This window comes from Bradyrhizobium sp. Ash2021, assembly GCF_031202265.1.
In the GTDB taxonomy this organism is placed as follows: domain Bacteria; phylum Pseudomonadota; class Alphaproteobacteria; order Rhizobiales; family Xanthobacteraceae; genus Bradyrhizobium.
Window position 1 is genome coordinate 8115699 of record NZ_CP100604.1, and the last position, 21672, is coordinate 8137370.

General features: G+C 60.5%; 22 protein-coding genes, 2 tRNA genes and 1 pseudogene. 13 read left to right on the forward strand and 12 right to left on the reverse strand.

Features of this window, described 5'->3' with window-relative positions; all coding sequences use genetic code 11:
- Nucleotides 1-476: 476 nt before the first annotated feature.
- Together NL528_RS39110 and NL528_RS47365 are read right to left on the reverse strand one after the other, a co-directional pair.
- Complete coding sequence (locus NL528_RS39110; RefSeq protein WP_309179661.1) at nt 477-764, reverse strand: hypothetical protein; 288 nt, start codon at nt 762-764, stop codon at nt 477-479.
- A 503-nt stretch (nt 765-1267) separates the two neighbouring features.
- Nucleotides 1268-1411, reverse strand: a pseudogene (locus tag NL528_RS47365) (SOS response-associated peptidase); the annotation flags it as partial.
- Between the two features lie 772 nt (nt 1412-2183).
- Here NL528_RS47365 and NL528_RS39120 point away from each other — a divergent pair.
- Nucleotides 2184-2447: a hypothetical protein gene (locus NL528_RS39120; protein WP_309179663.1), complete on the forward strand. Its 264-nt coding sequence runs from the start codon at nt 2184-2186 to the stop codon at nt 2445-2447.
- A gap of 216 nt (nt 2448-2663) precedes the next feature.
- Nucleotides 2664-3428 carry a hypothetical protein gene (locus NL528_RS39125; protein WP_309179664.1) on the forward strand — a complete coding sequence of 255 codons (765 nt, stop codon included), beginning with the start codon at nt 2664-2666 and terminating at the stop codon, nt 3426-3428.
- A 325-nt stretch (nt 3429-3753) separates the two neighbouring features.
- On the opposite strand, the gene NL528_RS39130 is transcribed toward NL528_RS39125, so the two are convergent.
- Nucleotides 3754-4323 carry a Dps family protein gene (locus tag NL528_RS39130; RefSeq protein WP_375143935.1) on the reverse strand — a complete coding sequence of 190 codons (570 nt, stop codon included), beginning with the start codon at nt 4321-4323 and terminating at the stop codon, nt 3754-3756.
- A gap of 95 nt (nt 4324-4418) precedes the next feature.
- Between NL528_RS39130 and NL528_RS39135 the strand changes: the two genes are divergently transcribed.
- From NL528_RS39135 to NL528_RS39155, 5 genes are all read left to right on the forward strand, one after another.
- Complete coding sequence (locus NL528_RS39135) at nt 4419-5147, forward strand: class I SAM-dependent methyltransferase (protein ID WP_309179666.1); 729 nt, start codon at nt 4419-4421, stop codon at nt 5145-5147.
- 114 nt (nt 5148-5261) lie between these two features.
- Nucleotides 5262-5339: transfer RNA gene (locus NL528_RS39140), tRNA-His, on the forward strand.
- 305 nt (nt 5340-5644) lie between these two features.
- Nucleotides 5645-8974 (forward strand): carbamoyl-phosphate synthase large subunit, encoded by a 3330-nt coding sequence (carB, locus tag NL528_RS39145; protein WP_309179667.1) that lies wholly within the window; start codon nt 5645-5647, stop codon nt 8972-8974.
- A 215-nt stretch (nt 8975-9189) separates the two neighbouring features.
- Nucleotides 9190-9663: a transcription elongation factor GreA gene (gene greA / locus NL528_RS39150; RefSeq protein WP_309185188.1), complete on the forward strand. Its 474-nt coding sequence runs from the start codon at nt 9190-9192 to the stop codon at nt 9661-9663.
- Nucleotides 9664-10100: 437 nt separating this feature from the next.
- Nucleotides 10101-10496 carry a DoxX family protein gene (locus tag NL528_RS39155; RefSeq protein WP_309179669.1) on the forward strand — a complete coding sequence of 132 codons (396 nt, stop codon included), beginning with the start codon at nt 10101-10103 and terminating at the stop codon, nt 10494-10496.
- A 121-nt stretch (nt 10497-10617) separates the two neighbouring features.
- Here the strand turns inward: NL528_RS39155 and NL528_RS39160 are convergent, their stop codons facing one another.
- Nucleotides 10618-11097 carry an Lrp/AsnC family transcriptional regulator gene (locus tag NL528_RS39160; protein ID WP_074273277.1) on the reverse strand — a complete coding sequence of 160 codons (480 nt, stop codon included), beginning with the start codon at nt 11095-11097 and terminating at the stop codon, nt 10618-10620.
- 262 nt (nt 11098-11359) lie between these two features.
- On the opposite strand from NL528_RS39160, the gene trxB reads away from it, so the two are divergent.
- The 5 genes from trxB to NL528_RS39185 all read left to right on the forward strand — a co-directional run bounded on the left by trxB (nt 11360) and on the right by NL528_RS39185 (nt 15365).
- On the forward strand, nt 11360-12325 hold the full coding sequence (gene trxB / locus NL528_RS39165; protein ID WP_309179670.1) for a thioredoxin-disulfide reductase: 966 nt from the start codon (nt 11360-11362) through the stop codon (nt 12323-12325).
- Nucleotides 12326-12327: 2 nt separating this feature from the next.
- Nucleotides 12328-13251 carry a LysR family transcriptional regulator gene (locus NL528_RS39170; protein ID WP_074273276.1) on the forward strand — a complete coding sequence of 308 codons (924 nt, stop codon included), beginning with the start codon at nt 12328-12330 and terminating at the stop codon, nt 13249-13251.
- 495 nt (nt 13252-13746) lie between these two features.
- On the forward strand, nt 13747-14679 hold the full coding sequence (gene dapA / locus NL528_RS39175; RefSeq protein ID WP_309179671.1) for a 4-hydroxy-tetrahydrodipicolinate synthase: 933 nt from the start codon (nt 13747-13749) through the stop codon (nt 14677-14679).
- A gap of 276 nt (nt 14680-14955) precedes the next feature.
- Nucleotides 14956-15105: a hypothetical protein gene (locus tag NL528_RS39180; protein ID WP_309179673.1), complete on the forward strand. Its 150-nt coding sequence runs from the start codon at nt 14956-14958 to the stop codon at nt 15103-15105.
- 125 nt (nt 15106-15230) lie between these two features.
- Nucleotides 15231-15365: a hypothetical protein gene (locus NL528_RS39185; protein ID WP_309179674.1), complete on the forward strand. Its 135-nt coding sequence runs from the start codon at nt 15231-15233 to the stop codon at nt 15363-15365.
- Between the two features lie 247 nt (nt 15366-15612).
- Here the strand turns inward: NL528_RS39185 and NL528_RS39190 are convergent, their stop codons facing one another.
- The 8 genes from NL528_RS39190 to NL528_RS39225 form a co-directional block, all read right to left on the reverse strand.
- Nucleotides 15613-16293 (reverse strand): ParA family protein, encoded by a 681-nt coding sequence (locus tag NL528_RS39190; RefSeq protein WP_309179675.1) that lies wholly within the window; start codon nt 16291-16293, stop codon nt 15613-15615.
- A gap of 194 nt (nt 16294-16487) precedes the next feature.
- Complete coding sequence (locus tag NL528_RS39195; RefSeq protein ID WP_309179676.1) at nt 16488-16799, reverse strand: hypothetical protein; 312 nt, start codon at nt 16797-16799, stop codon at nt 16488-16490.
- Nucleotides 16800-16894: 95 nt separating this feature from the next.
- A complete protein-coding gene (locus tag NL528_RS39200) occupies nt 16895-17251 on the reverse strand; it encodes a hypothetical protein (protein WP_309185189.1) in 357 nt (118 codons plus the stop codon).
- Nucleotides 17252-17875: 624 nt separating this feature from the next.
- Nucleotides 17876-18310: a hypothetical protein gene (locus tag NL528_RS39205; protein WP_309179677.1), complete on the reverse strand. Its 435-nt coding sequence runs from the start codon at nt 18308-18310 to the stop codon at nt 17876-17878.
- A gap of 61 nt (nt 18311-18371) precedes the next feature.
- Nucleotides 18372-19103, reverse strand: coding sequence for a hypothetical protein (locus NL528_RS39210; RefSeq protein WP_309179678.1), 732 nt, complete (start codon nt 19101-19103; stop codon nt 18372-18374).
- Nucleotides 19037-19231: an AlpA family phage regulatory protein gene (locus NL528_RS39215; RefSeq protein WP_309179679.1), complete on the reverse strand. Its 195-nt coding sequence runs from the start codon at nt 19229-19231 to the stop codon at nt 19037-19039. The genes NL528_RS39210 and NL528_RS39215 overlap by 67 nt, the downstream gene beginning before the upstream one ends.
- 357 nt (nt 19232-19588) lie before the next feature.
- Nucleotides 19589-20155 carry a hypothetical protein gene (locus NL528_RS39220; RefSeq protein ID WP_309179680.1) on the reverse strand — a complete coding sequence of 189 codons (567 nt, stop codon included), beginning with the start codon at nt 20153-20155 and terminating at the stop codon, nt 19589-19591.
- 2 nt (nt 20156-20157) lie between these two features.
- On the reverse strand, nt 20158-21435 hold the full coding sequence (locus NL528_RS39225) for a tyrosine-type recombinase/integrase (protein ID WP_309179681.1): 1278 nt from the start codon (nt 21433-21435) through the stop codon (nt 20158-20160).
- Nucleotides 21436-21552: 117 nt separating this feature from the next.
- On the opposite strand from NL528_RS39225, the gene NL528_RS39230 reads away from it, so the two are divergent.
- Nucleotides 21553-21649 (forward strand) — tRNA-OTHER (locus NL528_RS39230).
- Nucleotides 21650-21672: the final 23 nt, after the last annotated feature.

Below are 21672 nucleotides of genomic sequence, written 5' to 3' on the forward strand. Positions count from 1 at the left end.
AAGAGGCGAGTTTCGTTGCGCTGTTGCCACTAGCCGTTATTCTCGCGCAAATGATTTCAACTTTTGTTTTAATGATTGATCGCGATGAAAAGACCGCTTGAAGTTTTGAGTGAGGTTGTTTGCCCCGCCTGCGATGGCACGGGGTTTCAGAAGATCAAACAGCCAACGCAGCCGGGCCGTAAAATCTTTCCCCCAAAATGCACGGAATGCCTCGGCAAAGGCCGAATAAAGAAACCCGCCGCACCGTGAGTCAAATCCTAAGTGCCGACCGGCCAGGGATGAGCACTAGCATCGTCCGAACAGTCGGTGGGCCTGCCGCCTTGCCTAATGCAAGCACGATATAACCACGGCTCAACATAGCTGCCCGTCCACTTACCGCGCCGTATCGCTCTCGCAAACAAACGGCATGGCAGCATGCATCCCAATGACATTGCCATATGCTCCTAGCCCGCTCCCGCATCACCATCTTGACCGCGTCATGCCCTCGTCTCGTTCCAAGGCGGGCGCATGCAAACGTCGAGCTCTTCGTCGGTCGTGAAAATCACCGGCATGACCTTTGGGGAGGTCGGCTCGATGACAGCCTTCGGCAGCGCTCGCGCTGCAGAGCGCTCGTTCATTAAGGCGTCCATACCGTTCCGATGCAGCCAGAGAAGCCCCATGGCGAGCTGCCGCAAATCGTTGCGCTCCGCGCCGACGGGTAGCTGTCTTGCCCGGCGCAGTGCGTCGGCAGCTTGCTTTTCCAGTCCTGACAGCGTGCGTTCCATCTGCTGTCCCAAACAAACCGGTGACCGGCACGGTGGGGCCGCCCGCCTTGCTCTGAAATTCAGGCGGCCCCTGCCGACCACATCAATTGTTCTGCCCCACGGCAGAGGCCATAGCCAGCCGTTAAGATACGAGCAGGCGGAGGTAAAAGTTTCATGACAACGCGAGCGCAGCGGCGCTGCTTATCAGCAGATGGATCGAATGCAAGAGCGCAACGCCGCTCTAGCGGAATATGCTCGCTAGGCGGCGTTGTTTATTGCACTGGGCCCTGAAATCCCCAGCCAAGCCTGATCGTGCGCAACACATGTGCCAGCAGTCAACGCTCCAGTCTGAAACACCGGGATCATACGGACCCGAGTAACTCGCAGCGCCTTCGAATGTTTCACTTCCAGTTCACTTTGGCGGTTTATCGCACGCATAACGCCGATCCGGACGCCTTCTCCTCTATTGATGGAAGCATCCTTTTTCCGTTTCCCCGCTCGGCATCCATCACCACGCTCCTCGTCTATACCGCCGCCCGATCTTCTTTCTCCGCGCCGCGCATCACGATCTTGAGCCCGTCATCCGGCAGCGGCCGCTACAGCCCCTTCGCCTCATCCCACGGCGCGCGCATCCAGGCATCGCGCTCCTCGTCGGTGGTCAGAAGCACCAGCAGCCTGTTAATGAATTGAAGAAAAAGCCGCCGCTCAAACATCCCGCCGGGAGGATTGGTGCGGGTAGTGCCCGTCATTTCGTAACTGGACGCGGTGTGGGTTTTGACCGGTCGTGTGCGGCGCGTAGAGGCTTTATCGCAACCGAGGAGGCCATCACAACGATGGTGGATTATAGGAGCGATCTTACCTTGGGTGATCTCCGAGCAATCCTTGCCGCGCAGGTAGCGTTCCAGCTCGTGGATCGGCGTCGCTTTCGGCCGTCGCACGATATCGAGGACGACGGTCTGATGCGTGTCGTACCCGAGACAATGAGCTCCAACTGACTCGGGATGATTTGCCTGATCAAACGGAGTACTCCGTGAAGGGCATACTCTACCCCCGAGAGAATGTTGCGCTTAGATCACTTTGGTGTTCGGCTAACGGTCTACAGAGTACCTTCCGATATCGCGCCCAGCGAGAGGTGAGGGCGTTATCGGCGACGTGGCAGCCCTAATACATTGGCGAGAGAGGTTATCTGTGGGAGGAGCAAATGACGCAGTTCCTTTCAGGACGCCAGTCTGCTGAGCCCAATTCAGCGAGAGCGCATGAATTGAAGCTGTCGCTGAAAGTTCATCATCGAGAAGAAAGCCACGCGCTCTCAGGAGCTGATCCCGGTCCAGCGGGCTTCGATTTCATCCTGCCGGATGACGACCCCGGTGCTGAACCTCTCAGGGCGCTTCCGTCCCGAGGTTTCACGGGGCGGAGAGTTTGATGAAAAATGGCAGGTGAATGACTGCGGATGGCTTGCAATTCCACCGTGCCGTCGAGGACATGGAAATCTGGAGCACGAGCAGCGACGGCTTTTCGTTCGTGATCACCTACGAGAGCCCCGTCGGCCCCGGCTTTCGCGGGCGGCCTGGCTATGTGGCGTCATGGCGCCCCATTCATCACAGCAGTGGCGCGATCAAGATCGGCGGCTCGCCCTTCAATACTTTCGCCGAGGCCGAGGAAGCCTGCAACACCATGCTGAAATATCTGACCAAGCAAAACTGATGTGAGGCTTGGGACCAAGTTGCGAAGGCCGGCCTTCTGTCTATTCGCTCGAGCGTCACTGAAATGCTTGGTTCACCCGCTTTTGATCCATAGCGCCGAATTTGGCTCTGAATTTCCGCAGCGAATATTTGATCTCGACCCCATTTCGCCAGTCAAGATTTACTGATTTGATTGTCGCTTGGTGGCGACCGGAATTGTTCATGGAGGTCAATTTGCGTGGCCTCCTTCGACAGTGTAACCATCTCATGCACGGAATTCTTGGGCTTTGTCGGTTCTGCGACCCTTTTGGGGAAGATCGTGCCTGACCTGAACCAAGAGATGAACGATCAACCGAAAGCCCGGTGGCTTACGCTGCTTGCCGCTCTTGGCCTGCTGTGTGTTGGAATCGACAGGATCTTTTTCGACAGAATTGTGGGTGACGATCCCCTGGCCAACATCGAGAAGGCGCTTTCCATCGTGGTCGGGTGTTTACTGAGCGCCCTTGGCATCGGCCTCTTTGTAGCTGCCTTGAGAGAGCGCTTTCCTGTAACCGCAATGAACTCCATTAAGGGAAGGCTGCTGACCCATGCCTTTTGCGCTGCACTCTCGGCGTTTGTTTGTGGTTTCTGCCTTGTCCGTTCGATCAAGCCCTTCGATATTCCTTACTTCACAGTCATGGTCTTATTCGGCGTTTCTCTCATTTCCGACCTGCTCTGGACGCGCCGCGAGGTCCGGCGCTTGGCTGTCAGCGAGACTGCAAAGAAGCACGCAACTCAATTTCTGTGGTCTTGTATTTTCTTCAGTATGATTTCCTCAGGTTTTGGTATGGCGCTGTCGGGCTTCGTTTTGTCTAGTACCGATTTCATCCGGATGTTTGGCGCGGTCTTCTGGAGCGCAATTACGGGCGTTGCGATTTACCCGGTTCTCCGCGATACGAAACGCCTCGCCGATGCAGCAGGCTCAAGCCAGACGAACCACGCTAACGGTCGCGGAAGCAATTAATCCGAACGCGAATCGCACTTTTCTGACGTGAAAGTCGCCCATACTTGACTGCCCGCATTATTGGGGGTGGAGCGGACATCGCCTGCTCGCCCCGCCGATGCGACGCGTGCAGCCTAAGGAGCAGATTTCAATGACGGGATGGATGGTGACGGTCTCTGTCGTCAAGGATGACGATGAAATCGGCCACGAAATGTATGCTGTCGCAATCGGCGATCCAGCGCAAGCTGTGAAGTCAGCGTTGAAGGCAGCCGACGGTCAGGCGGCGGTGCAGGCAAAACTGGTCACATGGCTCTCCCACAAGGGGAGAGGGCAAGAAAGAGCTGCCCTACGCCGCGTTGCTGCCTTCCTGACGGCTGGCTTCGAACAGGAACCAGGTGCGGCGCTCGGTCTCGTCGATGAAGGTCTCTAGCAGACCGGCGGTGCCGGAATCCTCGTGGTCATCCGCGAGCTTGTGGGCCTTTCGCATGGCGGCAGCGATGTGCTTGTTGTCTTCCATCAGCTCGCGCAGCATATCGCGCGGCGGGACGTAGGCCTCGTTATTGTCCTGGATGGTCTGCAGCTTGGCGATCTGCCCGATCGAGCGCAGCGTGGTGCCGCCGAGCTTGCGGACGCGTTCGGCGAGCTGGTCGGTGGTGGCGAAAATTGCGTCCGACTGCTCGTCCAGCATCAGATGATAGTCGCGAAAATGCCGGCCGCTGACATGCCAGTGGAAATTCTTGGTCTTGAGGTAAAGCGCAAAGGCGTCGGCCAGCAGCGTGTTGAGCGATGCCGAGATCTTGTCGACGGCTGCCGGCGGCAGGTCGCTCGGCGTATCGAGATCGGGGGACACTTTGCCGGACTTGTTCTCAGGCTTGGCTTTGCTCACGTTGGACCTTCCTGTTAGGAAACCGGACATCGGCGGTATTGGACATTGACCGCCGAACCACCTAACGCATCACTGACCCGCCGGTTCCTGCCGCCGGAGCCCCAGATTCGCCGGACGCTGCACGCATGGATGATTGGATCGACTATTACGATTCCACGCATACGATTTATGCGAGCAAGCTGCATCGCGACCTGCATTTCCAGCTCATCGCCAGGGATATCATCGGCTACATCTCCTCGCCCGATGCGGTGGTACTGGACTATGCCTGTGGCGAGGCCCTGTCCGCGGCCAAGGTGGCGGAGGCGTGCGGCAAGCTTTATCTCGCCGAGCCCGCGCCCGGTGTCCGCGGCCGGCTGATCGCGCGCTTTGCGCCAAACACCAAGATCCGCGTCCGCTCGCTGGATGATCTGCGGAAGATGGACGAGAAGTCGGTCGATCTCGTCATCATGAATTCGGTCGCGCAATACATGGCCTCGGCTGAGCTGGATTCCGCACTTGCCGTGATCCGGCGGCTGCTAAAGCCCTCCGGACGGCTGGTGCTCGGCGATATCCTGCGGCCCGAGGTCGGCATGATCAGGGACGTGCTGGCGCTGTTGAAATTCGCGGCCACCCACGGCTTCCTGAAAGATGCGTTTTACGGCCTGGCCAGCACGGCCCTGTCCGACTACCGGCAATTGCGAACGCGGGTCGGCCTGCAGCGCTACGGCGAAAGCGAGATGATCCAAAAACTCGCCGCCGCCGGTTTCACCGCCTCGCGCGCCCCCGTCAATATCGGGCACAATCCGTGGCGGATGACGTTTGTGGCGCGGCACGCCTTCGACCGGGCCCAGTCCACTTGGGATCAAGCCACTTAGGATCAAGCCGGTCTGGATCGGGCCGATCTGGACCGGGCCGGTCAGGATCCGGCCAGTTAGGGTTAATGAAGGGCAAGCATGGCTCACCGTGGCGCGATCGGCGATGATCGCGCCGGCCCGGTGGCGGAAAGCTTCCCACGCGAGAGCGGTGCATCGCTCTATATCCTGGTTCAAATCCAGGCCGGGCCTCCACGCTTCGCCCTGAGGGGCTACGCGTGGCGCAGCCACGCGAGACCGGCGGGGCAAAGCGTGTCCGGTGTAACTGGAGCGAAGCGGAAGCGTAGACGGACTGGGGCCGCGCCGAAGCGCCCTGCGCGACGGCGGACCGAGCGCAAAATCCCTGAATTTGCCGGTTGATGGGGCCTTTTTGGGCCTTTCGCGGGTGCGGAATCTGGTCTAAAGACCACCCCGCGCGCGAGGGTAACCTCCCGCTTTGGCTCAAGGGACGCGCGACGGCGCGCCCTTTTTTTGTGCCCAAATTCCAGCCGCGAGACCTGATGCCCAAAAGAACCGACATCTCCACCATCCTGATCATCGGCGCCGGTCCCATCGTGATCGGCCAGGCCTGCGAATTCGATTATTCCGGCACGCAGGCGGTGAAGACGCTGAAGGAAGAGGGCTACCGCATCGTCCTCGTCAATTCCAATCCGGCGACGATCATGACCGACCCGGAGCTGGCGGACGCGACCTATATCGAGCCGATCACGCCGGAAATCGTCGCCAAGATCATCGAGAAGGAACGCTACATCCTTCCCGGCGGCTTTGCGCTGCTGCCGACCATGGGCGGACAGACCGCGCTGAACTGCGCGCTGAGCCTGCGCAAGCAGGGCACGCTGGCAAAATTCGACGTCGAGATGATCGGCGCCACCGCTGACGCCATCGACAAGGCGGAAGACCGCGGCCGTTTCCGCGAGGCCATGACCCGGATCGGGCTGGAAACGCCGCGCTCGATCCAGACCAAGAATTTGCCCGACGCGCTGCGCGCGCTCGACGACATCGGCCTGCCCGCGATCATCCGCCCGTCCTTCACCATGGGCGGCACCGGCGGCGGCATCGCCTACACCAAACACGAATTCATCGAGATCGTCGAACGCGGCATCGACGCCTCTCCCACCGACGAAGTCCTGATCGAGGAAAGCGTGTTGGGGTGGAAAGAGTTCGAGATGGAGGTGGTGCGCGACAAGAAGGACAATTGCATCATCATCTGTTCGATCGAGAACCTCGATCCGATGGGCGTGCATACCGGCGATTCCATCACGGTGGCGCCTGCCCTGACCTTGACCGACAAGGAATATCAGATCATGCGCGACGCCTCGCTGGCGGTGCTGCGCGAGATCGGGGTCGAGACCGGCGGCTCCAACGTGCAGTTCGGGGTCAATCCCGCCGACGGCCGCATGGTCGTGATCGAGATGAATCCGCGGGTGTCGCGCTCGTCCGCGCTCGCGTCCAAAGCCACCGGCTTTCCGATTGCAAAGGTCGCAGCCAAGCTCGCGGTCGGCTATACGCTGGACGAGATCGCCAACGACATCACCGGGGGTGCGACCCCGGCCTCGTTCGAGCCGACCATCGATTACGTCGTCACCAAGATTCCACGCTTTGCGTTCGAAAAGTTTCCCGGCGCCTCGCACACGCTGACGACGTCGATGAAGTCGGTCGGCGAAGTCATGGCGATCGGCCGCACCTTCCAGGAAAGCCTGCAGAAGGCGCTGCGCGGCCTCGAAACCGGCCTCACCGGCCTCGATGAAATCGAGATCGAGGGGCTCGGCCGCGGCGACGACAAGAATGCGATCCGCGCGGCACTTGGCACGCCGACGCCGAACCGGATTCTGCAGGTGGCCCAGGCGATGCGGCTCGGCTGGACCGACGACGAGATTTTCACCTCCTGCAAGATCGACCCCTGGTTCCTCAGCGAGATGCGCGGCATCGTCGCGATGGAAGCCAAGATCAAGGCCAACGGATTGCCGGGGAATGCGTTCGGGATGCGGACTCTGAAGGGCATGGGCTTTTCCGACGCGCGGCTCGCGGTGCTGTCCGAATCATCGGAGGCCGACGTGACCGCCAAGCGTCATGCGCTCGGCGTCCGCCCGGTGTTCAAGCGCATCGATACCTGTGCGGCCGAGTTCGCGTCGCCCACCGCCTACATGTATTCGACCTATGAATCGCCATTCGCCGGCGCACTCGCGGACGAGAGCGCGCCCTCCGACAAGAAGAAGGTCATCATTCTCGGCGGCGGCCCCAACCGGATCGGCCAGGGCATCGAATTCGATTATTGCTGCTGCCATGCCTGCTTCGCGCTGGATGACGCCGGCTACGAAACCATCATGATCAATTGCAATCCGGAAACCGTGTCAACCGACTACGACACCGCGGATAGATTGTACTTCGAACCGCTCACCGCCGAAGATGTGCTCGAGATCATCGCGACCGAGCGCAAGAACGGCACGCTTCATGGCGTCATCGTGCAGTTCGGCGGCCAGACCCCGCTCAAGCTTGCCCGCGCGCTGGAAGCCGCCGACGTGCCGATCCTCGGCACCTCGCCCGACGCCATCGACCTTGCCGAAGACCGCGACCGCTTCAAGCGCGTGCTCGACAAGCTCAGGCTGAAGCAGCCGAAGAACGGCATCGCCTATTCGGTCGAGCAGGCGCGGCTGGTGGCATCCGATCTCGGCCTGCCGCTGGTGGTGCGCCCGTCCTATGTGCTGGGCGGCCGCGCGATGCAGATCATCCGTGAGGAAAACCAGCTCAACGATTATCTGCTCGGCACCCTGCCCGAACTGGTGCCGGGTGACGTCAAGGCGCGCTACCCGAACGACAAGACCGGTCAGATCAACACCGTGCTGGGTACCAATCCGTTGCTGTTCGACCGCTATCTGTCCGACGCTATAGAGATCGACGTCGACTGCCTCTGCGACGGCAAGGACACCTTCATCGTCGGCATCATGGAGCATATCGAGGAAGCCGGCATCCACTCCGGCGATTCCGCCTGCTCGCTGCCGCCGCATTCGATCGACGCCCAGATGATCTCCGAACTGGAGCGGCAAACGCGCGAAATGGCGCTCGGCCTCGACGTGGTCGGGTTGATGAACGTGCAATACGCCATCAAGGACGGCGACATCTACGTGCTCGAGGTCAATCCGCGGGCGTCGCGCACCGTGCCGTTCGTCGCCAAAGTGGTCGGCACGCCGGTCGCCAAGATCGCGGCGAGAATCATGGCCGGCGAGAAGCTCACGGACTTCAATTTGAAGAAACAGAAGCTCGGCCATGTCGGCGTCAAGGAATCGGTATTCCCGTTCGCGCGCTTCCCCGGCGTCGATACCGTGCTGGGGCCGGAAATGCGCTCGACCGGCGAGGTGATGGGCATCGACCGTTCGTTCGAGGTCGCTTTCGCCAAGAGCCAGCTCGGCGGCGGCACCCGCGTGCCGCGCAAGGGCACGGTGTTCGTCTCGGTGCGCGAGGACGACAAGACCCGCATTGCGGACGCGGTAAAACTGTTGCACACGCTCGGCTTCAAGGTGATGGCCACCTCAGGCACCCAGCGTTTCCTTACCGACTTTGGCGTACCGACCGAGAAGGTGAACAAGGTGCTGGAGGGACGGCCGCATATCGTCGATGCCATCACCAATGGCGACATCCAGCTCGTCTTCAACACCACCGAAGGCCCCCAGGCGCTGGCCGACAGCCGTTCATTGCGGCGCGCTGCCCTCTTGCATAAAGTGCCATATTACACCACTCTTTCGGGTGCTGTGGCGGCCGCCCAGGGCATCCGCGCCTATCTGGGCGGGGACCTTGAGGTCCGCACCCTGCAGAGTTACTTTTCCGAAAACTGATCGTAAGCGGCGGAAATGCCCGCTAAACGATTGGCAATAAAGCCGTATGGCTGGAACTCACCGCGCGAATGAATGTTGTATCGGCCCTTAACGGGGCCGAAATTTAATAGGCTGGCAGGCTCGCATTCCGGGCCATCAAGGCCGAATCTGACGAATCAAGAAACGTCTCGTGCGCGCCGCGTCGCGGTTCGCACGACCGAAGGACAGAAGATATGATGGAAAAGGTTCCGATGACCGCTGGCGGCTATGCCGCCCTGGAGGTCGAGTTGAAGAAGCGCCAGTCGGAGGACCGTCCGCGCATCATCGAGCATATCGCCGAGGCGCGCTCGCATGGCGACCTCTCGGAGAACGCGGAATATCACGCCGCCAAGGAAGAGCAGTCGCACAATGAAGGCCGCATCGCCGAGCTGGAAGACAAGCTCGCGCGCGCCGACATCATCGACATCTCGAAACTCTCCGGCGACACCGTGAAATTCGGCGCCACCGTCACGCTGGTCGACGAGGACACCGAGAAGAAGGCGGTGTGGCAGATCGTCGGCGAACCCGAGGCCGACGCCAAGAAAGGCCGCATCTCCATCACCTCGCCGCTGGCCCGCGCCCTGATCGGCAAAAAGAAAGGCGCAACCGTGGAAGTCGTGGCCCCCGGCGGCGCCAAGGCCTACGAGATCACCAAGGTCGAGTGGCGCTAGTTACTTGCGGGTTACCTGTTCGAAAAAGCCGCGTCTTGCACGCGGCTTTTTTTGTTGCACTTGACGGAGCACCGCCGATCACACAGCGCTGACAGGATTGTGAGTGGAGGCGCGGCCGGATTCATAATAGGTGACGCCGCATAATGATTATGATTTATAACTAAGTGAGATGGTTGCGTAGCTGCGATCGTTTGCCGGCGCGGGCGTTGCCGGCAGGTGTTGCGTGAGGCTCATCATGAGCGCGTGTTGGGTTTCGCCGGGGATGAAAAACAGCGCCGCAGAGGCGCATCTTGTTGCGTTGCAATCGCGCGGAACGGCAGCGGGGCGTGCGTGTTCGGAATGATTTGATTTCACAGGTGTTGATATCACACGCCGGTGACGAAGACCGTGTAACGCGGTAGTGCTAGATTATCGTGTCAAACAAGGGGGAAAATGACATGGACCAGATGTTCTCGAAGTGGCAACCGACGGCGCTCAGCCTGTTCCGTTTCATCGCCGGGCTGCTGCTGTTTCAGTACGGCGTCGCGAAGCTTCTGAAATTCCCGCCGGATTCGCCGTTTGCAAAAGTTGAACTGATGTCATTGATCGGAGCTGCCGGCGCCATCGAGTTGATTTTGGGCGCCCTGCTGATGCTCGGTCTCTTTACGCGTCCGGTCGCGTTCATTCTGTCAGGTGAAATGGCGTTCGCCTATTTCCTCGGTCATTTTCCGAAGAGCTTTTATCCGGTCATCAACGGCGGCACCGCGGCGATCCTGTTCTGCTTCGCCTGTCTCTATCTGGCGACGTCGGGCCCCGGGCCGATCAGCGTCGATGAGATGCGGAAGAAGAGCTGAAGAGAGTTACCGTCATTTCGGGATGGTGCGTAAGCACCAGACCCGGAATCTCGAGGATCCCCGATGCGCAATTGCGCATCTGAGGTTCGATGCTACGTATCGCTCCGGAACGACCGACACATCAGCCCGCCACCTTCAGGTCGAGCGGCACCGCGGCTTCATATTTCGAATTGTGCAGCACCAGCGATGTCCGGACATTGCGCACATGCGGCGCCGCGGTCAGGTGCGTGACGAAATCCTGGAACGTCGCCATGTCCGGCGCCACGCATTTCAGAATGAAATCCACTTCCCCCGACAGCATCCAGCATTCCCGCACCAGGGGCTCGGCGCGCACGAATTCCTCGAAGGCGCGGAGATCGGCTTCCGCCTGGCTGGACAGGTGCACCGAGGCGAACACCGTGACGTCGAAACCGAGCCGGCGCGGGTCGAGCAGCCCGCGGTAACCCAGGATATAGCCCTCCTCCTCCAGCGTCCGCACCCGGCGCAGGCAGGGCGGCGGCGAAATGCCGACGCGTTTGGCCAGTTCGACGTTGGTGATTCGGCCATCGGCCTGGATTTCGGCGAGGATTTTGAGGTCGATTTCGTCAAGATTCTTCGACACGCGGGTCCGGTTCCTTGGGCGCAGAGAGTTTCGCTGTGGTAACTCTCTTAGCGCAGGCGGTGCGGCTTGCGCAATTTTATTGCGCGTGCAGCGCGCAATTTTGCGCAGTTCCGGGGAAAATTCGCCGATATGGATTGCAATTCTTGCATAGCTTCCCAGATGTCATAGACTTGGATTTGACACTTTTGGCGCCGCCGCGATGCCTTTCCGGGCGCTTCCCGCACAAGTCCTGACCAAAGTCCCCGAAGAAAGAGATCTGCCTATGTCCGCGCCTGTTCATGCCAAGGTCGTCATTATCGGTTCCGGCCCGGCCGGTTACACCGCAGCGATCTACGCGGCGCGGGCGATGCTGGAGCCGATCCTGATTCAGGGCATCCAGCCCGGCGGCCAGCTCACCATCACCACCGACGTCGAGAACTATCCGGGTTTTGCGGATGTGATCCAGGGTCCGTGGCTGATGGAGCAGATGGAGAAGCAGGCGGCGCATGTCGGCACCAAGCTCGTGACCGATCTCGTCACCAAGCTTGAGCTGTCGCAGCGGCCATTCCGCCTGACCTGCGACAGCGGCGATGTGTATCTCGCCGAGACCGTGGTGCTGGCCACCGGCGCGCAGGCGCGCTGGCTCGGCACGCCGTCGGAAGAGAAATTCAAGGGCTTTGGCGTCTCGGCCTGCGCGACCTGCGACGGCTTCTTCTACCGCGGCAAGGAAGTGATCGTGGTCGGCGGCGGCAACACCGCGGTCGAGGAAGCGCTGTTCCTCACCAACTTCGCCTCGCACGTGACCATCGTGCATCGCCGCGATCATTTCCGCGCCGAGCGCATCCTGCAGGATCGCCTGTTCAAAAACCCGAAGATCAAGGTGGTCTGGGACTCGGCGATCGACGAAATCTGCGGCACTGAAAATCCGGGCAAGGTCACCCATGTCCGCCTGAAAAACGTCAAGACCGGCGCGGTGACGCAAGTGCCGGCCGACGGCGTCTTCATCGCGATCGGCCACGCGCCCGCGACCGACCTCGTCAAAGGCCAGATCAAGCTGAAACCATCCGGCTATGTCGAGGTGGCACCGAACTCGACCGCGACTTCGGTGCCCGGCGTATTCGCGGCCGGCGACGTCGCGGACGAAACCTACCGGCAGGCGGTCACGGCCGCCGGCCTTGGCTGCATGGCGGCGCTGGAGGCCGAACGCTTCCTGGCTTTGCGCGCGAGCGATCGCGCGGCGGCGGAATAATCATGGCGCGCACTCGGGACGGATTTACAGACATGGATTGGGACAAGCTGAAAGTTTTTCACGCGGCGGCGGAGGCGGGAAGCTTCACCCATGCCGGCGAGCAGCTTGGGCTTTCCCAATCGGCGGTCTCGCGGCAGGTGAGCGCGCTGGAGCAGGAGCTCTCGGTCTCGCTGTTCCACCGCCACGCCCGCGGCCTGATCCTCACCGAACAGGGCGATTTGCTGTTTCGCACCGCGCATGACGTTTTCATGCAGCTGCAGGCGGCCCGCGCCAAGCTCACCGACAGCCGCGAACGGCCGAGCGGCGACCTCAAGATCACCACACCGCCGGCGCTCGGCATCAACTGGCTGATTCCGCGGCTCGACGAATTCACCGCGCTTTATCCGGATATAAGGATCTCGCTGATCGTGACCGACGAGGATCTCGACCTGTCGATGCGTGAGGCCGACGTCGCGATCCGCACCCGCAAGCCGACCCAGCCGGACCTGATCCAGAGAAAACTGTTCTCGATCGGCTTCCATGCCTATTGCTCGCCGGAATACATCAAGCGCTTCGGCACGCCGCGCACGCTCGACGACCTCGACTCGCATCGCATCATCATGCTCGGCGATGCGCAGGTGCAGCCTCATCTGCAGAACCGCAACTGGCTGATCGAAGCCGGCCGCAACGGCTCGGGTCCGCGCGAGGCCTATTTCAAGGTCAACAACATCCTGGGCCTGGTGCGCGCCTGCCAGCAGGGGCTCGGCATCGCAGCACTGCCGGATTATCTGGTTGAGGAAAACAACCGCCTGGTGCAGCTGTTCGGCGAGTCCGACTCGATCCAGCTCGACACCTATTTCGTCTATCCGGAAGAGCTGAAGACGGTGGCGCGGGTGCAGGTGTTCCGCGATTTCGTGGTGAGCAAGGCGCAGCGCTGGCCCTCCTAGGAGCGGGTGACTTCGTCATCCCGCTTCCGGATTAGCGGTTCTTATACCGCCCCCGGGACTCCGCATGACTGACATGCGGCTCGGACGGTTGATGCAAGCCGCCGATGGGGATCATAGTGCTTGCACGCTGAGCGTTCGCGTCGCGCATATGTCCCCCTCCTCCAGCGGCGCGGAAGCTCAGTAATCCCTCTTGGAAGGTGATTGTGTCGGCCTCACGTGGCCAATACCTTAAGCCGGGCTCTTTTGGGCCCGGCTTTTTTTTGCTCGCTCGTCATCGCCGGTGCACGGATTGACAAGCGTGCGCCGCACCAGCATCATCGTCACATGATCACGAATTCGTGCACCGCAACGTCGTCGAAAAAAGGTCCCCTCCTGGGGATCCGAGATCGACGCGCGCGATAAACTTTTCGCTCATAACCCGATCCCGAAAACCCCGCCGTCTGGACGGGGTTTTTATTGGTCCCGTCTCCGGCTCACTCCTCAAGGAGACGACCAATGACCGACCAACCAAGGATTTGCCTTCAAACCCGATTTCAGGGCCTGTGGCTGCCCCTCGTCACGCCGTTTCGCGACGGCGAACTCGATGAGCCGTCATTGCGCCGGCTGGTCCGGCATTACGCCGACGGCCCTGTCGATGGGTTGATCCTCGCGGCCACCTCGGGCGAGGGCATGACGCTCGGGATCGACGAACTCGAGCAGCTCGTAGGGACGGTGCGGTCCGAACTCGCCGAGGCGAGGCCCACCCTGCCGATCTGTCTTGGCCTGTCGGGCGCCAGCACACAGAAGCTGCGCGATGCGCTGGACGAGACGGCGGCGTGGCCGATCGACGGCTATCTGATCGCGAGCCCCTATTACACGCGGCCGTCGCAGCGCGGTCTGGTGCAGCATTTCAATGCGCTCGCCGACCACGCCGCATGGCCGATCGTGCTCTACAACATCCCCTACCGGACTGCGGTCAATCTCAGCAACGAGACGCTGCTGCAACTGGCGGAACATCCAAACATCATCGGCATCAAGGATTGCAGCGCCGACCGCGGGCAATCGATCGAGTTCCTGCGCCGCCGGCCATCCGGCTTCCGCGTGCTGACCGGCGAGGACGCGCAATATTTCGACGCGCTCACCGACGGCGCCGACGGCGCGATCCTGTTGTCGGCGCATATCGAGACGGAGCTTTTCGCATCGGTGCGGACCTTGCTGAAGCAGGGTGACCGCGATGCCGCGCTGGCGCGTTGGCAAAGCATTTCCGAACTCACAAACCTGTTGTTCGCCGAGCCGAGCCCGGCGCCCGCAAAATACTGGCTGGCGCGGACCGGGCTGATCGACAGCGCCGAGGTCCGCCTGCCGATGGTGGAAGTGGGCGCCGAACTGGCGGCCCGGCTCGATCGGGAGATCGGGCGGCGCACACCGCAGCTGTTGCGCCGCGCTTAGTCATTACTCCCTCTCCCCGTTCTTCACGGGGAGAGGGTTGGGGTGAGGGGCTGCCCCCGCGAATACCGAATGTGCGGAGAGTCCCCCTCACCCGGATTTTTCGCTGCGCGTAAAATCCGACCTCTCCCCGCAGGCGGGGCGAAAGGAACACGCCAGCCGCAGCGAAGCTGGTTAACAATCGCCGACCGCAACACTTCAAAGTCGCAGGAAGCTGCGAGCGTGACTTTAGAATTTTAGGCTTATTGATATCCCCTCATAAAAAACGGGGGGAAGCCAATGAATACCGAAATCACACACAATCCGAAATTTCCGACCTGCGAGCGCGCCCAGCGGATGCACGACGTCCTTTTGGTGTCGTCGTTTGCGCTGTGGGCGATGCTGATCGGCTTCGTGCCGGTCATGACCTATCGCCTGCTGATCGCCTGATGTGGAGGATGCCGTGGTTAATCCGCGGTAGCACCTGTGGTCAAATGCGAGCGAAATCGCGACCGGGTTTTTAAAACCGGTCGCGTATCAAGGTCGCCACAACAGCGAAAAAACGCGGGGGCGTCGTGAACTTCGAAAACAATACTATCCCTGACCAACGGGGCTTTACTACCGAGGACGTGCTTTGGGCGGTCGGGATCTGGTCGGTGATCCTTACCCTGTCGCCGGTCATCGTGTTCTACGTGCTGATGGTGGCGTGAAGGCCATCAGCCGTCATTGCGAGCGCAAGCGAAGCAATCCATAGCACCGCGAACGGTGGAATGGATTGCTTCCGCCTTCGCTCGCGAGCTACGGCGGACAAGTCGTCGCGGAGTTTATCATCGGGCCCGCCGAAGGTAGGACCCGGTGGCTCCTCGCAATGACGAGGCGATAGTTCTGCGCAAAAACATAATAGAAAAACGCGCGGAGCCCGCGCGTCTTTTAGTTTATCCAGAAGATACGGCGTTGTTACGCCGCCTGCTTGTGCATGGCGCCGGACGCCGACGCGGTACCACGGATCGCCTTGATCGAACGTTCGATCGCAGCCCAGAGCCTTCCGATCTCGGCGGCGGCCCGGCCTTCCGCGTAATATTCGCGGGCGCCTTCGCCGTTGCCGAGCGCCATCAAAAGATCGGCGCGGTTGGTGATCTGGCCGCTCCACACCGGCGCACGGAATTTTGTCAGTGCTTCGCGCGCGATGGTGACGATCCGGCTTTCGACGCCGTCCCGTTGCGCAGGTGCGCCGTTGATCACGACCGCATAGGGCTTGCGCACCGTGCGGCATATCTGAATGGTTTCCTGCACCGCGTTGACGTCGAACACGCCCGGCCGCGCCGGAATGATCACCATCGTGGCGTTCTTGATGGCGTCGTCGACGACAGCCGACAGATTCGGCGGCGTGTCGATGAACACCCATTCAATACCGTCGCGCTTGGCGGCGGCGATGATTCCGCTGACGGAATTCACAGCAGCCTTGATCGGCGGTTCGTTGGTGCCACGCAATTTGTGCCACAGGGTCAGCGAACCCTGCGGATCGGCGTCGATCATCAAACAGGGTTTCGTCGCCTTGTGGACATGCGCAGCGAGATGAGCAGCCAGGGTACTTTTTCCCGAGCCCCCTTTACGCGAAGCGAAAACAATGACGTTCATACCTTGGCCTCCAGATTGACCCCAGGAGACGAAAATGAATCAGCGCGCTGATTCGTGAAAGAAAAATTTACTGGCAATCGCGAAGAAGCCACGGATTAGCCGCCAAGGCTGCTTTTTGAGTCACACCTTGCGCCGCAACACAACCGGAGATGGAGTTGGCCGGGCGATTGAACGGCAATTGAACGGCGATTGAGTCACTGCGCGCTTTTCGCACGCTGGCGCGCGATCCATTTGCGTTCAACCCATCCGAGCATTCGCGCCATCGGCTGCTGCAACACCGGGACGTCCTGCGCGAACAAAAGGAGTCCGAGCGGCAACATCCAGAGTCCGAGCACCGGCAAAAAGCTGAAAACGCCGCCGACGATCAACAGAATCGCGAGCGGAATCCGGGCGTAGCGCGACGACGGCTTGCGCAACCAGCCGACTAGTCTGGCCGGCCGCGGCGGCAACCTGCCCTCGAACCAGGCAAAATGCCGGTCGAGTTCTGCCTGATGATCTTCGCGCATCTCACTCTCCACGTCCGGGAGAGATGTCGACGCGCGCGGCCGCCGCAAGGCGGCAGTCTGTCGCGCGACCAGGTACTTGAAACGGTGCGCCGCGCTCAGGTCGCCGCGGGTTTTGCCGGCTTCTTGGGCTTGCGCGGCGTGGTGCTGGCAGGCTTCTTTCGCGCCATGACCGGTTTGATGGCCATCGGCCGGCCGGCCGGCGCGGCCGCAACCGGCTCAGGGTCGGGCCTGAAGTAGACCCGGCAGCCCGGCGAGAGCTGGGATTTTTTCCGGATCATGCAGGCGGTGATGCGGTCGACGTCGGGAACAAACTCGCCGCACAGCTGCATCGCATCGCCAGAGCAGGCTTGCTGCTGTTCGGGCGTATAGGCCTGGCCCGCAGCCGGCCACATCGCAACCGCGAGCGCCACAGCGAGCATCGAAGCGAACTGGAAACTCCCGAACCGGACCATCGTCACGAATCCCCCCGAAGCGCGATTTCGGGAATTGTGGGTGAATGCCGGGGGCTTGGCAAGCAGGGCTAGACCAAACAGCGGTAGACATTGGGGCCACAGGGCTATGCCGCGCGCAGAATCAGCGATGTGGGGCGTGGTACAGTTGGGTGGGAACCGCCGCCGATCAGACAAGCCACTGATAAACCTAGCTTATTTGCCCGCTAGTTATTTGCTTTTGTAGCAGGCTTTTGTATTCGAGTGAAGCGCGAACAATCGACAGCTAAAGACGAAACCAAGGCAGGGTGAGATAGACGCAAGCGATCATCGAGAGCGTAGGAATTACCCACACCCAACCCAACCAAACGTATCGCGCCGAGCCTCCGCGGAACGACGCAGCAACAAGGCCAACCATCAATGCCCCGAGTGCGGCCGTCGCAGCCCACCCGTACCAATAAATCGCTGGAGCAAGAAACCCCAACGCAGGGTCGGCCACGTCTCGTGAGTGATGCGTACCCGCGAGCACGATGCCGAGCGACGGGAAAACGGTGAAGAGAGCAAGGTCCTTGGCGAGTGCGACCACGTAGAGGAAAGCAAACGCGGTCCCGAACGCGAATGCAAAGCGTCTGAATGGGGTTGAGGACGTCATGAGCCGAAACCCATGATGTTGTTAGCGACGTGACCGGACAGAAAGCCCCACCAAACGATGAAGGCAAGTATCGAGGTGAGCGCCGTGCGCGTCTGAGCAGGTTCGTTGGCAAGCGGCCGTCGCCAGCAAACCCAGTAGGCGGGCAGCAACGCCAACCCGATTGCTGCGAAATGTTCCTTGAGGTCGAAGAAGCCGAGGACATGCCAGTGACCCGCACGCTCTAATTCGGGCCTGACATCCACACGGAAATAAAGGTAAATGATCCCACCCAGCAGCGTGGAAACGGCATACAGGACTACCACGGCGTTGGCGAACGAGGCCGACGGTATGGAACGAAAGCGGCCAAAGAACGAGCCGGGCCGCGCGTCCGCCGATCCCCATGCCGCTAAAGTCTGGTGTGTTATCGCGCCAAGCAGTGCGACCGCGACCAAACCGTGAATGATCAGAATAGCTGTCGCCAGAACCTCACTCCCGTAAACACCGGCATCCTGCTCACCTGAAGAGTTCCTCAGTCCCGAATGGCTCTGCCGACCACGGCCGGAAGCGATTGAGGGTGAATTTCGTCTTCTGGCCGGGTTCAACGTCCACCAGCACGTAGTTGTACTCCTCTTGCGGAGGCTGGCCCTTCCAGTAAAGGTCCTGCGGATAGTCAGCGGGCACCTTGATGCTGGTTCGCCCCGGCAGGATTGGGTCTTGTTCTGCGCCCCCACCGCCCAACATCAGATACTTTATCCCATCTACGTCGTAGATTTCCGTGGTGTGGACGTGCCCGTTCAATACGACCACCTCCATGTCCTTGGCATACGACGCAATCACCTTGTGCGGGTTATCGGGAGCCGGGATCGGGCCTAAGCCTGACCGCGCAAACACGGGATAATGGAAGACGATAAACGCCTTCCGAATGCCATTGGCCTTCGCCTCGTCCATCCACTTTTGAAGCTGGGTCATCTGCTCGGCATATTTTGGCCGATCAGCGTCCCACAGCGACGGCGAACGGTAATCGTACTTGCCACTCCAGAGATAGATGAAGCGGGTGCCCTTGAAGTCAAATTTGTAGATGAGGTTTTCCGGCGTGACGCCGAATTTTTTCAGATACGGCACAGCCGAAAGAACGCCCTCAATCTTTGGGTCGGCCCACACCTCGTGATTGCCCACACTCATGAAAAAGCGCCCATCCAGACCGGCTGCGCGCATCTCGTCATCCGGCGCGGGTAGCTTCGCCATGCGGTGGTCTTGGCACCAAGCTTCACCGGCCTTGGGAAGCGGCCATCCTTGACCCCTTGCCACCACGTAGACTTGCTGACGGGGAGTGTCGGTTGCCGCCGCCGCTCCCCTTTGCTTTTGCAGGCCATGACTATTACGTGGCCTCCGTGGTCGCGCCGGCACTCGGCGGCTGCGAGGCGACAGCGCGGGCACGATCGAAGGCGTCAAGCTCTTCGGAGCGGCGGTACTTGCGCGAGTTAATGAAAACTGCCGTCGGGAAACCCAAGTTTGGGTTTGCGTCCCAGCGGGCCAATGTGCGCAGCACAACTCCGTAGCGCTGAGCAACTTTGGCGTCAGGAATAAGAGACATTGATTGCGCTCCTTTCTGGCTAAGAGCGCTAATGTCCGTCGTTAGCGCTCTTCGAGTTGAAGTGCGCTATCGCTATGTCCAAGCGGTCTTCTTGTCATCGGAGGCAGTGCTCGCTCTTGAAGAACGAGCGAAAACGCTATGCTCGCTCCTGAAGAGCGAGCTTTTTGAGCATTCGAACGGCCCTTCCGCGCACCGCCTTATCTGTGAGCTCGCACCCGCGCGCCCGAAGGACAGGCAATGCTTCGTTGACGACAACATCCGCTGCCTTATAAAGGCGGCTCTCGCCAGCAGCGCGATTCCGAAGTGCCGCTTCCCAAATGATCTTGTTTTCTGGGTTGTCCTGCTGACGCTTGCTCTTTGCCCCGCGCATCTTATCCGTGCGCTTGTTAGCTATGGCGACTTCGGTGTTGTCTGAGATCGTTCCCTCAGATCCGATCATGTAGGCACTCGCCAAGGCGCTCCACAGATTGTGCATGGCGACCTCGCGTGCTTCATCGGGAATGCCGGACCTTTCGATAACGCCGATCAGAGATTTGGTGGCCGGGTCTAGCTCCTGCACCGCGTGCTGCAGCGCTTCTCGCTCGGGGAGATCGAATTTAACTTCGAGCGATTTCTCGCCGGTTTCTCTTAAAAACCGAATGAAGTCTTGCAGATCGAGCCGGACGTCGGTAGCCGGCGATCGCTTTCGTTCCGTTTTCTTCATCGTCACCCCCGCAAGGCGACGACGTTGGAGGGTGAGCCATCGACCAGTTCGTCAACGTACCGGCCCCAAGCCCCCAGTGCAGCGCTGCGCTCGTTAAGAAGCTCAGCGCGGTTATAGATCGCTGCCACCCCCCTCACGACGCCGCTGGAATGGTTGAGGATCTTGTCGACGACATGAGGTGAAACCTTGAGATCCTCTGCCATGCGCGTCGCGAAGGTCCGTCGGATGTCGTGGAGCGTCCAATGCGCCGGCTCGACACCGTCGAGAGCTGCGGTGGTGGCCTCGGCGAGGCGCTTGCGCATCTTTGACCACCCGTTGAGGCGCGCACCGGTCACGGTAAGGACTAGCCCTTCATCGCTCCCGACCTTGGGTGCGCTCTCCAGGATCTCGGCCGCAGCGTCGCTGAGGGCCACGATATGGGGCCGCCCGTTCTTCGTTCGCGTGCCGGGCAGCTCGATTTGCCGCTTCGCAAGGTCGATCTCCGCCCAGCGGAGGCCCGCGATTTCGTTCAGGCGCTGGCCGGTCAGGATCAGCAAGCGGATCATACCTGTGTATGGGTGCCCGAGCTTTCCTGCGGCGGTCCAGACCGCCCGCAGTTCCTTGGTAGATAGCACGCGCTCTCGAGTATCCTCGTCGGTCAGCTTGAGGCCGGCGAAGGGCGACGAGCGAACCAGCCTTTCGCTCATGCCGAAGGCGTACAGCGCCTTGCAGTTGGTCAGGGTTCTGTTTCGCATCACGTGTCCCCGTTCGGCCACGTCATCGATGAGCTTCTTCGCCTCAAACGCGGAGACGCCTTCAGCGGCCAACCGGTTGCGAAAAGGCTTGAGTTCCTTGCGCAGGATTCGCTCGATCTCGGAACCACTGCGGAGTGGCGCCTTTTTCCGGACCCGCCCTGCAGCAACTCCCTTCTGGTTCCGTTTGTAGACATGCCGGTCCAGGTAAAGCGTCACCAAGCCGTCCACTGTGATGTCAGCCGGAGCGTGTTTTTTTTCCTGTTTCTCCGCCGCCGGATCGATCTTGGCTGAAACGGCCTTCATGGCGGCTGCGCCTAGCTCCCGGGCGCGGGCCAGATCGGTGGCACCACAATCAAGCGTCAGCTTTCGGGTCCGGCCACCGAAACGATATCGGTGCACCCATGACTTGGCGCCCGAAGGGAAGACGACAAGGCGATTCCTACGCAAGTTCGCATCCGCGACCTCGTACCGTTCCTCCCGCGGCTTGAGGTTCTCAACTTGCGTGACAGTCGAGATATAGCGGGCTTTTGCGTTCGTCGCGGCCATGACAGGAAGATCCTTGGGGTAACGGCAGGGTAGCGTTCTAGCCTGTCTTGGATTGTTACCCCGTGTCTCAGGACAAGGCAAGACACTCCCAGAAAATAGCGATAGGAGAGATAGTTAACGGTTGAAAGGCCGTCTGTATCTGTCTGGCTATGTCGGCTTAAAAATTTGTCTGTGGAACAGGAGGTCGGTGGTTCGAGCCCACCCAACTGTACCACAACAAGAAAATCCCCTGTGGTT